Annotated in this window: 13 protein-coding genes; all 13 read left to right on the forward strand. The window is 37.4% G+C overall.

The annotated features are described in order from the left end of the window. Positions 1 to 880: sugar ABC transporter substrate-binding protein (locus tag ACESM9_RS06455; protein ID WP_372996467.1), on the forward strand; the 880-nt coding region annotated here is incomplete at its 5' end. A gap of 116 nt (positions 881 to 996) precedes the next feature. After that, entirely contained in the window at positions 997 to 2,523 is a 1,527-nt protein-coding gene (locus tag ACESM9_RS06460; protein ID WP_372996469.1) for a sugar ABC transporter ATP-binding protein, read from the forward strand. Next, entirely contained in the window at positions 2,523 to 3,503 is a 981-nt protein-coding gene (locus ACESM9_RS06465) for an ABC transporter permease (RefSeq protein ID WP_372996471.1), read from the forward strand. Before ACESM9_RS06460 ends, ACESM9_RS06465 begins: the two co-directional genes overlap by 1 nt. 21 nt (positions 3,504 to 3,524) lie before the next feature. Then, the gene (locus tag ACESM9_RS06470; RefSeq protein ID WP_372996473.1) at positions 3,525 to 5,444 is read left to right on the forward strand and encodes an aldehyde ferredoxin oxidoreductase family protein; all 1,920 of its coding nucleotides are present in this window, start codon (positions 3,525 to 3,527) and stop codon (positions 5,442 to 5,444) included. Between the two features lie 12 nt (positions 5,445 to 5,456). Then, positions 5,457 to 5,948 (forward strand): 4Fe-4S dicluster domain-containing protein, encoded by a 492-nt coding sequence (locus tag ACESM9_RS06475; protein WP_372996475.1) that lies wholly within the window; start codon positions 5,457 to 5,459, stop codon positions 5,946 to 5,948. Then, positions 5,941 to 6,609 carry a flavodoxin family protein gene (locus ACESM9_RS06480; protein WP_372996477.1) on the forward strand — a complete coding sequence of 223 codons (669 nt, stop codon included), beginning with the start codon at positions 5,941 to 5,943 and terminating at the stop codon, positions 6,607 to 6,609. The genes ACESM9_RS06475 and ACESM9_RS06480 overlap by 8 nt, the downstream gene beginning before the upstream one ends. 19 nt (positions 6,610 to 6,628) lie before the next feature. After that, positions 6,629 to 6,898, forward strand: coding sequence for a MoaD/ThiS family protein (locus tag ACESM9_RS06485; protein WP_372996479.1), 270 nt, complete (start codon positions 6,629 to 6,631; stop codon positions 6,896 to 6,898). A gap of 4 nt (positions 6,899 to 6,902) precedes the next feature. Next, positions 6,903 to 7,361, forward strand: coding sequence for a 4Fe-4S dicluster domain-containing protein (locus ACESM9_RS06490; protein ID WP_372996481.1), 459 nt, complete (start codon positions 6,903 to 6,905; stop codon positions 7,359 to 7,361). A 12-nt stretch (positions 7,362 to 7,373) separates the two neighbouring features. Beyond that, on the forward strand, positions 7,374 to 8,612 hold the full coding sequence (locus tag ACESM9_RS06495) for an NAD(P)/FAD-dependent oxidoreductase (protein WP_372996483.1): 1,239 nt from the start codon (positions 7,374 to 7,376) through the stop codon (positions 8,610 to 8,612). A gap of 53 nt (positions 8,613 to 8,665) precedes the next feature. Continuing rightward, a complete protein-coding gene (locus ACESM9_RS06500; protein ID WP_372996485.1) occupies positions 8,666 to 9,829 on the forward strand; it encodes a pyridoxal phosphate-dependent aminotransferase in 1,164 nt (387 codons plus the stop codon). 105 nt (positions 9,830 to 9,934) lie between these two features. Continuing rightward, positions 9,935 to 10,198 carry a TIGR04076 family protein gene (locus ACESM9_RS06505; RefSeq protein WP_372996487.1) on the forward strand — a complete coding sequence of 88 codons (264 nt, stop codon included), beginning with the start codon at positions 9,935 to 9,937 and terminating at the stop codon, positions 10,196 to 10,198. Positions 10,199 to 10,212: 14 nt separating this feature from the next. Next, on the forward strand, positions 10,213 to 10,839 hold the full coding sequence (locus ACESM9_RS06510; RefSeq protein WP_372996489.1) for a flavin reductase family protein: 627 nt from the start codon (positions 10,213 to 10,215) through the stop codon (positions 10,837 to 10,839). A 190-nt stretch (positions 10,840 to 11,029) separates the two neighbouring features. Next, positions 11,030 to 12,058: a sugar-binding transcriptional regulator gene (locus ACESM9_RS06515; protein WP_372996491.1), complete on the forward strand. Its 1,029-nt coding sequence runs from the start codon at positions 11,030 to 11,032 to the stop codon at positions 12,056 to 12,058. Positions 12,059 to 12,060: the final 2 nt, after the last annotated feature.

Genomic DNA, 12,060 nt, shown 5'->3' on the forward strand with positions numbered 1-12,060 from the left:
AAAAGGTCAGGAAGAAGCTGATGAAAAAGTTTTTAAAGTCGGAATAAACAACTTTGGACAAGCCAACTTTTTCGCAAGAATAGGAAAAGCTTCCTTAGAAGATCAGATAAAGAAAAATGGCGGAGAAGTAATCGCAACAGTCAATGCTGATGTCCCAGGAAGAGTTGCTTCAATAGAAAACATGATAGCTCAAGGTGTTGATGCCATAATAATTCAAGAAGGTGACATAACTCAGTTAGCTCCAGCTCTAAAAGAAGCAAAGAGCAAAGGAATAATAATAGGCTCCATGGATGCTGGTGATGCGGATTTTGTTGATGTATTTGTGGAATCAGACAATGACCAACTTGGAAGAATGGCTGCTGAGGAAATGGTAAGGTTAATCGGGGGAAAGGGTAATATTGTTGAGATATATAACGATGCAGGTTCTATGATAAGAACAAGAAGAAATGCAATGCATGAAGTAATCAAGGATTATCCTGATGTAAAAATACTTGCAGGTTTCGTATATGCTTGGCCTGATTTCTTCCCGGATGGAAAAGCTAAGATGGAAGCAGTAATTCAAGCTAATCCTAACCCAGGAGATATTGCAGCAGTATATGCAACTTTTGATGGAGTAGGTATTGCAGCAGCCCAAGCCATAAGAGAAGCTGGTTTGCAAGATCATATTGTTGTTGTTGGTATTGATGGTGATCCAGAAGCCTATGCAGAGATGAAAAAGGAAGATAGTCCCTTCAAAGCTACTTTGGCACAGGATCCGGATACAATGGCTAGAACTTGTGTAGATAAGGTTTTTGAATTACTAAATGGAAACAGTATACCCGAAAGACATATATATATTCCTGGTAAACTGATTACAAAGGATAATATACCAGCAGAATAAGCTTTATGTTATGAGCTAGAAGCAATTTAAATGGCGGTTAGCCATCGAATAAACAATGGAATGGCGATGATTTTAGTATCGCCATTCCATAACAATATAACCGGGCAGGTGAAAAAATGGCAACTATAGATTCAAATGTGAAAAGAGATGTTATATTAGAAGCAAAAGGAATTAACAAAGAGTTTAACGGTGTCTATGTGTTAAAGGATATAGAATTTGATTTGAAGCCTGGTGAGATACACTCTCTTGTAGGGGAAAATGGGGCAGGTAAATCTACTTTTATTAAAATTCTATCAGGGGTACACAAGCCTTCATCAGGCGATATATTTCTTAATGGCCAGCCTGTCTCCTTTGACAGCGTTGCGCAAAGCGAAGAAGCAGGAATTAGGACAGTACACCAAGAGATTAACCTAGTTCCTTATTTTAGTGTATATAAGAATATTTTCATTGGTGCAGAGAAAAAGAAAAAGTTTGCTAGCTTACATTATACTGATGATAAAAAAATGAGAGAAATGGCTCGAGAGGTTATAAAAAGGCTAGGCATTGATTTTAATGTGGATACACCGGCTGTTTTGTTAAATGCATCAATGAAAAGAATAGTAGAAATAAGCAAGGTTCTTGTTCATAATCCTAATATTGTGATTTTTGATGAACCTACGACTTCCCTTGGCGAGGAAGAAAGAAAAAGGCTTCTAAAGATTATTAAAAGTTTGAAAAACAGCGGTTTAAGCATAATATATATTTCCCATAACCTAGAAGAAATAATGGATATATCCGATAGGATTACAGTATTTAGAGATGGCAGAAAGATAGATACCATGAATGTGGAAGAAGCATCTGTTGAAAAGATTGTTTCTATGATGTTAGGACATAAATCATATAACAATTATCAGAGAGATTGCAGTTACTGTCATGAAGATATATATCTTCAAGTAGAAAGCTTATATACAGAAAGATTAAAGAATGTAAGTTTTGAATTAAGAAAGGGAGAGATCCTGGGCATTGCAGGTGTAGTGGGAGCAGGGAAAACTGAAATTGCAAAGGCCATTTTTGGATTGGATCCAATAAATAAAGGGCATATAGAAGTGATAGGCAAGAAATACGAGCCTAGTCCCCAAAATGCCATAGACTCCGGTATAGCTTTGGTGCCGGAAGAAAGGCAGGCAGAAGGTTTAATTCCTAATTATTGTGTTTCTAAAAATACAACTCTCACTTACTTAAATAAATGGTGCAAGGGCTGGATTATCGATAGAAAAGAAGAAATTCAAGTTGCAAAGGAATACATCAGCAAATTAAGCATAAAAACTACAGGACCTAATCAAGTAATTAAATTTTTAAGTGGAGGCAATCAGCAAAAAGTAATATTGTCCAGATGGCTTAACGGTAATTTTAACATAGGAATCTTTGATGAACCCACAAAGGGCATAGACATTAAAGCCAAGGAAGATATTTATATGCTTTTGGATAACTTGGCTAAGGAAGGGAAATCCATCATGGTGTTATCTTCTTATTTACCAGAGCTAATGAGTTTATGCGATAGAATACTCGTTGTAAACGAAGGAAATATTGTTGGACAGTATAGCCCGAAAGAAAAGGATGCAGAGAAAAAAATCATGGCTGCAATGTTAGGAGGAGAAGTATAGTGGAAGGTCAGATTAAAACAGGTAATACGAATGTTTTAGATTTTTTGAGGAAATACGGTACAGTATTTGGAGCATTGGTGATTTTTATAATCTTTTCTTTCGCTTCAAAGAATTTTTTTACTACTAACAATTTACTAATGCTTTTAAGACAGATGAGCATGCTGACCATTATATCCTTGGGCTTTACCTTTGTAATGGGGGCTGGAGGATTTGACATGTCCATAGGAAATGCAGCAGGGTTAATAAATATTGTATTTGCAATCAGCTTGATAAAGACCAATAATTTTTGGATAGCATTATTCGTGTCAATATTATGTGGATTGGCGATAGGTATGGTAAACGGTACTTTAGTAGCCTATGTAGGCTTGCCGGATTTTATTGCAACCTTTGCTGTAGGATCTATAGTATATGGAATAAAAATGCTGATAACCAAGGGAAATCCAATATTTTTTCCGGAAGATATTCCGGCTATTTCTTTGTTTATTGGACAAGGTTATGTGGGCCCAATTCCCTTCCCAGTAATTCTTATGTTTATATTCGTAGCCTTAGCAATTTTTACTTTGAACAAGACAACCTTGGGACGAAGGGTCTATGCTATTGGGGGCAATCCTGTTGCCAGCCTTTACGCAGGTATAAATGTTAAAAAGTACAGATTGATTACTTTTTTGATTTCAAGCTTCAGTGTAGCTGTTGCTGCGGTAGTACTGACATCTAGACTAGGCTCAGCTCAACCTCTCGCTGGAGAAGAGTTTTTACTTGATGCCATAGCTGTTGTTTTCTTAAGTACAACAATGTTTGGGGATGGAGAACCTACAGGAGCCGGAACCTTCGTAGGAGCTTTTATAATCAGTATGCTCAATAATGGATTGACTATGCTGAATGTAGCATACTATTTCCAATACATAACAAAAGGTTTGGTTGTAATTTTGGCAGTGGTGATTTCAGTTATATTAGGAAGAAAAATGAATTTGAAAATATAAAGATTTGTAGGAGGGACGATTATGTTACCTACCATGCCGATTGATATCTTAACGGTAAATCTGAGCAATGGGGAGATAGTACAAAATAAAATAGAGGACCCATCTGTAATAAAAAAATATATTGGTGGAAGAGGAATAGCCACCTATATGCTTTTGAAAGAACTTGATACGGAGGCTAGCCCCTATGATGAGAGTTCATCTATCATATTTGCTCCTGGTGCATTGACTGGTACGGCAATGCCTTGCTCAGGAAGAACTTCCATATTATTTAAAAGTCCTGCCACGGGAAAATTCTTTAAGACAAATGTTGGAGGTCATTTTGGCGCACAACTTAAGTTTGCAGGCTATGATTTGTTGGTGGTTAAGGGCAAGGCAGAGAAGCCAGTTTATATATATATAGATGATGATAGTGTGGAAATAAAAGATGCGAGTTTTCTATGGGGTAAGGATGTGAGGGAAACTAATGCATTGATAAGAGAAACACACGATGATCCTCATATACAGACGGCTTGTATAGGGCCTGCAGGAGAGAACAAGGTCCTATACGCTTCTGTCCAGGTTTCCATATATAATGCAGCAGGAAGAGGCGGCGGAGGAGCCATTATGGGAGACAAAAACCTTAAGGCCATAGCAGTAAGAGGAACCAAAGGTATCAAAATAGCCCACCCGGAAAGATACTTCAAAGCTTTGGAAGTGATATATGGAAAAATGAATTCCGTGCCAGGAGTTAAGCCTTTGTCTGATTATGGCACCAGCATAGGTGTGGAATCTACTAATGCTGTAGGAGCTTTCCCGGTGAAGAACTTCCAAGAAGGAAGCATCGATAATATCAAATTCCTTACAGGTCAATACCTTGTAGAGGGAGGATTCTTAAAGAGAAAGATATCCTGCTACTCTTGTCCTGTAGCCTGCCATCGTTTTGTCACTGTTGACAAAGGTAAATACAGAGGTACCTATACCGGAGGGCCTGAATATGAAACGTTGAATGCATTCGGAGGTGGCTGTGGAACTACGGATACAGCTACAGTAATCAAAGCAGGTGAGCTCTGCAATATATATGGCATGGATGTAATTTCCACAGGCGGTTGTATACAATGGCTTATGGAATGCTGGCAGAGAGGGGTAATTACCAAAGAAGAAGCAGACGGACTAGATTTAAGTTGGGGCAATAATGATACGATTGTAGAGTTGGTAGAAAAAATTGCCTATAGAAAAGGTATAGGAGACTTATTAGCTAAAGGATTAAAAGAGGCCTCAGAGGAGTTTGGCAGAGAATCATATAAATGGGCTGTACAAGCTAGGGGCTTGGAGCAATCAAGGGTTGAAACCAGATCAGCTTTTGCCTATGCACTAGCTTTTGCAATAAGTTCAAGAGGACCAGACCATTTGAACACAGAGACCTTAGCTGAGTTCGGAGGAGATAGTGAGGCAAGAAGGGTGATAAAGGATATAACAGGCAGTGAAGAATATGCCTATCCTCATACAACTGATAAAAGAGCGGAAATCGTTCGCTGGCATGAGGACATTTATGCTGCTTCAGACTGTACCGGCATATGCGCCTTTCCCACTACGGCTCAGTTTTGGGTAAGCGAATATGATATCGCAGAGATTTATTCCGCAGCTACCGGGATTGAAATGAACGCTGATATGGTAATGAAAGCGGGCAGAAGAATAATAACCATGGAAAGAATTTATAATGGCATATTGGGTCATACAAGAAAAGATGATGTTTTACCCTATAGAATGATGAATGAATATCAAAATGGCGCAATGCATGAAGGTGCAATTAATTCAAAGGAAATGCTTGATTTGATGAAGGATGAGTATTTTAAACTTCATAATTGGAACATGAAAAACGGATTACCAACTAAAGAGATTATGGAACATTTGGAGCTTGAAGAGTTTATTGAAAAAGCATCTAATTATTATGATTTGGCATAGGAGGTATCTAATATGAAGGTTTTTAATATTGAACCCAACAAATGCAGCGGTTGTCATTTGTGTGAATTGGTCTGCTCCTTCAAACATTACAGCACCTTCTCTGCCGAGATTTCCAATATTAGGATAGAAAGCATTGAGGATAAAGCTTTCAACATGCCTGTAAAGTGCATGCAGTGTGAGGAAGCATATTGTATAAAAGCTTGCGTAGCAGGAGCTTTGTATAAGGATTACATGACAGGAGCTGTAAAGATTGATCAAAACAAATGTATAGGATGCAAAGCCTGTGTCATGGCTTGCCCCTTCGGAGCAGTAAATATTATAAGAATAAACGATAGGCTGCAAATAAGCATATGCGATTTATGTTCAGGGGATCCAGAATGTGTGAAAGTATGTCGTGGAAAAGCATTGACCTATATAGAAGAAGGAAAGGTAAATGCAAGAAAGAGAAGCGGTACATTAAATAGAATAGCAGAATCTTCAGAGGGAGGTAACTTCGATGGATAAGTTGAGATTTGTTGGTATTAGTTCAAGTCCACGCCATGGCAATACAGAAATAATGGTAAAAGAGGCTTTGAATGCAGCAAAACAAGAAGCAATGGAAAGAGGCTATGAGGCTGAGACAGTTTTCATATCCTTTAAGGGTAAGAAGATACAGCCTTGCCTTAATTGTGATGCATGCATCAGACAAAAAAGATATTGCATACTTAAGGATGACTGGCTAGATTTAGTAAAGAACATAATTGATCCCATACCAAATGGTTTGATATTAGGTTCACCCATTTACTTTTTCAATGTAAATTCCGCTATGAGGGCTTTCATGGAAAGATGCACTTCTTTGGTAAAAGGTGTTTGGGATCCGGAGTTCCCTCATCCGGTGCCGGATTGGTCCAGAACAGCCGCAGGTGCTGTAACCGTAGGATATGACAGGAATGGAGGACAGGAGCATGCTTTGACCTCCATGCTACAATTCTTGTTGTTAAATGGATTTGTAACTGTAAGCGAACCTCATATCGGAGGATATATAGGAGCATCGGGCTGGCAGATGGGGAATGATGGAGCCAAGACAGATGCCATTTTGGAGGATGAGATAGGTTTGGCATCTTGCAAAGCTTTAGGAAAGCGAATTGCAAAGACTAGTATACTGCTTTCAGGTAGGAATTTATAATTTTTAGGGTGGAAGGATTATGGCACTTGTAAGGTTTTTAACCCCTTTTAATAAAATTACCCAAGTTGATTCCTTGCAGATGGATGTCCAAAATATCAGAGAAATGGCAGAGGTTCTGATAAGTACCTTTGGCAAGGAAATGGATATTGTATTGAATAAAGAGGGAAATCTTTCTCCTGGTATTGTAATTTTAGTTAACAGGCGAAATGCTCATACTCTTAAGGGTGCGGATACTGTCCTCCATGACGACAGTGAAGTTATCATTTTGCCCTATATATATGGAGGTTAGCAAAATGGAGGAAGAAAGAATTGTATGGTTAAAACATAGCAAATGTAACGGCTGCAATCTTTGTCGATTGATTTGTTCTTACAGCAAGGAACATGAGTTTAATTTAGGGCTATCTAGAATAGGCTTATCGGAGAATGAAGAGTATGGTTTTTCCCAGACTATATGCAGGAATTGCGAAGATGCGCCCTGTATGGATGCATGTCCTGCTGGAGCTATTTATAGAAGAGAAGACAGTTATGTGATCTTAAATGAGATGAAATGTGTAAGTTGCAATATGTGTGTGATGGTATGTCCCTTCAATGCCATTGGCACCAAAAAGGATGTTAATTATAAATGTGATACCTGTGATGGTAAAGAACGCTGTGCACAAATATGTTATCATGGAGCAGTTAAATTCGGCAGCTATAGAAAATTTATCGCAGAAAAAAGAAGACTTGTTCTGGATAGAATTGAAAAACCTTAGGGAGAGATATCAATGAACATAGTTATAATTGGAAGCAGTGCAGCCTCTAAAAGTGCTGTAACAACATTGCTAAAAGAAAAAAAATCGGATATTAACATAACCGTTGTTTCTAGGGACAGTATGTTTTATTATTCTAGGGTTCTGCTGCCGAATTATATCGCTGGAGAAATTGAAGAGGAAAGATTATTATTCGTTGATGAAAGCTTCTTTGAAGATAAAAGATTGAACTTTATAAAAGGCAATGTGACAAACATTGATGGTATTAAGAAGAAGATATTTATTGAAGGTTATGGTTCTAAAAACTATGACAAGCTCATAATAACCACCGGAGCAAGACCCGTAATGCCCTATGGAGATAATGTGGAAGGGGTATGCTGCTTAAGAGACTTGGAAGATGCTGTAAAAATTAAGAAGATAGCTCAAAAGGCACAAAACTGTATAGTTATAGGAGGAGGGCTAGTCAGCTTAAAGGCTGCATGGGCTTTGAATGAAATAGGTAAGAAGGTAACAGTTTTGGTGGAGTCAAACAGGGTATTGTCTAGGGCTGTTGATTTTTATTGCTCACTTATAGTTACCAAAATTCTTAGGGACCATGGAATTAATATAATTTTATCATCTAAAATAAAAGGATTGAGTTCTGAGGCAGGAAAACTAAAAGGTGTGGTACTGGATGATGGTAGCCTATGTCCTTGCGATTTAGTTGTTGTGGGCAAGGGTGTAAAGCCGGATGTTGAATTGGCTAGGAATTGCGGTATCAAAGTAGATAGAGGAATCGTTGTGGATAACAATATGGCCACTTCATTGAACGATGTATACGCTGCAGGAGATGTAGCTCAATCTCATAGTCTACTGGATGGAGATTGTGAACTCTTTACACTATGGCCTGATGCTATGGAACAAGGTAAAATTGCTGCCTATCATATACTAGGCAATCCTCGAAGCTATTTAGGAGGAATCAGCATGAACTCCGTTAAATTCTATGGAGTCCCTTTTATATCTATTGGGAAAATTACAGAGAATGTGTTGATTAATTGCTCTGTACACATAAATAAAAATGATGTGAAAAAAGTATACAGAAAAATTATCGTAAGGGATAATAAAATTTTGGGAGCTGTTTTTGCCGGAGATGTGAGTTATGCCGGAATGGTTTACTGGGATATTAAATCAGGCCGAAGGGTAGAAACGCCGCAAAAATATCTTACAAGAGAGGGTCTTGAAGAACTGTATCTTATTAGAAATAAACAGCTATAGAGATTTTGGTAAATTAATTAAAATATAAGGACTAGATGAGGAGCGGATAGTATATGAATACTTTCTTAAATGAGAAGGCTTTGGAATTAAAACAAGGAGCCATAAGGGCTATGTTTGACAGGGCAAAAAATTTTCCAGGATCAATAAACCTAGGAATTGGAGAGCCGGATTTAAATACTCCGGAAGAGATTATTGAGGCAGGCTGTAATGCTTTAAGACAAGGCAAAACCCATTATACAGCCAATGCAGGCCTTATTGAGTTAAGGGAAAAAATATCCCAATATCTATCAGCACAAAAAGTAGATGTTGACCCAGAGACAGAAATAATAGTTACTACAGGAGGCATGGGGGCGCTGGCATTAGCATTGATGGTTACGCTTTCCCCAGGAGATGAAGTTCTTATCCAAGACCCTCAATGGTTGAATTATTACTCTCAGGTAAGATTTTGCGGAGGAGTACCTGTACCGGTACCAGTATCGGAGGAAAATGGATTCCGCTTAATGGCAGAGGATATTGAGAAAAAAATCACTCCTAAAAGTAAAGTACTTATGTTGAATACCCCTAACAATCCGACGGGAGCAGTTCTGGAATATGAAGATCTAGTAGCCATTTCAAGTTTGGCTAAAAAGCATAATCTTTTGGTTATTACCGATGAGGTTTACAGCACTCTCTTATACGATGGAATGGAACATAAATCCATATTATCCTTACCTGATATGAAAGATAGAACCATCCTTGTTAATAGTTTTTCTAAATCCTTTGCCATGACGGGCTGGAGGGTTGGATATGCTGCGGGAAGCAGGGTGATAATTGACAAGATGATAAAGCTACAGGAGAATTTAGTTGCCTGTGTGGCAACATCTTCACAATACGCTGCAATGAAAGCCCTGGATACATTAGATAGAGCTTCTGAGATGACGGAAATATACAGAGAAAGAAGAGATTTGATAGTAGAAGGCTTGAATAATATTAAAGGCATTAGCTGTATAAAGCCTAAGGGAAGCTTTTATGTATTCCCTAACATTAAAGCCTTGGGTAAGACTTCTGAAGAGGTTGCTAATGAACTATTGGAAAAAGCAGGAGTTATTACTGTACCAGGTTCAGCTTTTGGAGCTCAGGGGGAAGGATATTTAAGAATCTCTTATGCAAATTCTCTAGATAATATAAAAGAAGCTTTAAACAGGATAGAAAAATACACAAAGGAATTGGCTCTTTAGAGAAGATTACATTCAGTGGGGTTTTATACCCCACTGAATGACTATTTAGTTTTTATTGGATTTAGGGAAGATGAGTTCAGTGTTAAACACGGGAGGAATATTCATATGAAAGAGAAGAAGGTTATAGCAAAAGTCATAGAGGTTAGAGGCAAGGGTTGTGATTTGGGTATAAAATTAGGAGATGAGTATGTAATAGATATAAACAAAAGTGAATTTTGTGGCTGGGCCTATAATGCTATATTTCCCTATGCTTTTGCTTTAAAATTTGGAGGAACCTTCCCCTGGGAAAAGGAAGGCAATACAACTTGTGTAGCATGCCCTGATCCATATAATACGGTAGTTTTCAGATTAACTGTATTGGATGAATAGAAAGGTGTGTAAATATGAAGAAAGAATTTAAGAAAAGCGAACTTTACAATAGTATTTTCTTATTGCAACCAAGTCGCCCCATACTATGTACTACAATAAATGAGGACGGTACGGATCATATATCAACCTTTAGCTGGATAAATCCTGTATCTCATAAGCCACCGAGGGTAGCCTTAGCCCTTATGAGCAAACCCAAAAAACAAAAAAGTCTTGAAAACATTGAAAGAACAGGTGAATTCGGAGTTAATGTTCCGGATATGTCTATGATAGAAAAAATGGTTGAATGTTCTTATTCCACTAAGTTTGGAGAAAACAAATTTGACCGTTCTGGTTTTACCAGATTACCATCAGTCAATATTAAGCCTCCATGTATAGAAGAGGGTATGGCAAGCTTGGAATGTAAAGTGATAAATATGATTGATGCAGGAGATCACACCTTGATTATTGCTGATATTGTTTATGCAAAATATGATGAAGAAGCTTACAGTCCTAATCTCCTTATCAAGGTTCCTAAGTTTAGACCGGTTATTCATGTACAGAATTTCAATATGGAAAAATCCCAACTCCATGTTTTTCTCTCTTCGGACAGTACGGAAACAATAGAAGTACCTTATCCAAATAAAAAAGAACAGGAAGAATAAAATGAATGCCTATCTGGATGAATATGCCAGATAAAGGCATTTTTTTATGCAATCATTTTAATTGTTTAAAAATTTTTGCTTTACTATACTAAAGCTGCTAATATTTGCAGAAAAATAAAAAATATTATATAATTATGTAGGGACAAAAAATGCAAACGGGACAAAATATGACCCAATAAGGAGGTAAAAAATGAATAATTTAATTGAGATTCAAAAAATAATAGCTCCTGAAATATCCGACATAATAGAAAAGAGGTATTCCATACTTCTTACTATAAAATACAATCAACCTATTGGCAGGCGCAATATTGCGAACTTATTGGGGGAGACTGAAAGATGGGTTAGAAGTGAACTTGTCATTTTAAAGAAGCAAGAACTCATTGAAATTGAACCTCAGGGTATGAGTGTGACAGAAGCAGGAGAAGAAATACTAAAGCAGATCTCAATATATATCGAAGAGCTAAAAGGCCTGAGTATGTTGGCTAGAAAACTGGAAACAATGCTGGGAGTAAAGAAAGTAATTATCATCCCGGGAGATTGTGAAAAAAGGCCTGAAGTATTAAAGGAAATGGGAGGCAAAGCATTTGAATATATAAAGGGATGCATCAGTGATAAATCAATAATAGCAGTAACCGGAGGAAATTCTACTATGGCTGTTGCAGAAAATGCAAAGGCCGTAGATAAAAAAGATGTAATAGTTGTACCGGCTATCGGGGGGAATAATGAAAGGCATGCAACACAGGCAAATGCTGTTGCTGAGAAACTAGCATCTAAAATCAATGGAAGCTATTATCCTTTATATTTACCTCAGAATATAAGCGAAGAAATGCTGAAAGCAATGCTGGCTGATCCAAATATATCAAAAGTTGTTGAATTAATAGGCCGCTCCGATGTTTTCATATTTGGGTTAAGCACATTCGATCAAATTGCAAAGAAAAGAAAGCTTGATGAAGAGACGAAAAAATATTTACAAAGAAAAGGTGCTTTCGCTGAAGCCTTTGGATATTACTTTGATAATGAAGGCAAAGTTGTACACAAAAGCGGAAGCATAGGTATAAAAATAGAAGGATATGATATTATTGCCACTGCTGTATGTATTGCAGGAGGTTTAAGCAAGGCTGAAGCAATTATTGCTATTAACAAAGGGAAGAAGAAAAATATTTTAGTAATTGATGAAAAGGCTGGAGAACAAATGTATAATATAATGAGAGGAGTATAAAT

Origin of the sequence: Lutispora sp., from assembly GCF_041687175.1 — a bacterium.
Classification (GTDB): domain Bacteria; phylum Bacillota; class Clostridia; order Lutisporales; family Lutisporaceae; genus Lutispora.

Excerpts from the sequence above, each read along its gene's own strand:
- ACESM9_RS06515 (WP_372996491.1), top strand. The coding sequence starts at position 11,030 with ATGAATAATTTAATTGAGATTCAAAAAATAATAGCTCCTGAAATATCC.
- ACESM9_RS06460 (WP_372996469.1), top strand. The coding sequence starts at position 997 with ATGGCAACTATAGATTCAAATGTGAAAAGAGATGTTATATTAGAAGCA.
- ACESM9_RS06475 (WP_372996475.1), top strand. The coding sequence starts at position 5,457 with ATGAAGGTTTTTAATATTGAACCCAACAAATGCAGCGGTTGTCATTTG.
- ACESM9_RS06510 (WP_372996489.1), top strand. The coding sequence starts at position 10,213 with ATGAAGAAAGAATTTAAGAAAAGCGAACTTTACAATAGTATTTTCTTA.
- ACESM9_RS06470 (WP_372996473.1), top strand. The coding sequence starts at position 3,525 with ATGTTACCTACCATGCCGATTGATATCTTAACGGTAAATCTGAGCAAT.
- ACESM9_RS06500 (WP_372996485.1), top strand. The coding sequence starts at position 8,666 with ATGAATACTTTCTTAAATGAGAAGGCTTTGGAATTAAAACAAGGAGCC.
- ACESM9_RS06480 (WP_372996477.1), top strand. The coding sequence starts at position 5,941 with ATGGATAAGTTGAGATTTGTTGGTATTAGTTCAAGTCCACGCCATGGC.
- ACESM9_RS06490 (WP_372996481.1), top strand. The coding sequence starts at position 6,903 with ATGGAGGAAGAAAGAATTGTATGGTTAAAACATAGCAAATGTAACGGC.
- ACESM9_RS06505 (WP_372996487.1), top strand. The coding sequence starts at position 9,935 with ATGAAAGAGAAGAAGGTTATAGCAAAAGTCATAGAGGTTAGAGGCAAG.
- ACESM9_RS06495 (WP_372996483.1), top strand. The coding sequence starts at position 7,374 with ATGAACATAGTTATAATTGGAAGCAGTGCAGCCTCTAAAAGTGCTGTA.
- ACESM9_RS06485 (WP_372996479.1), top strand. The coding sequence starts at position 6,629 with ATGGCACTTGTAAGGTTTTTAACCCCTTTTAATAAAATTACCCAAGTT.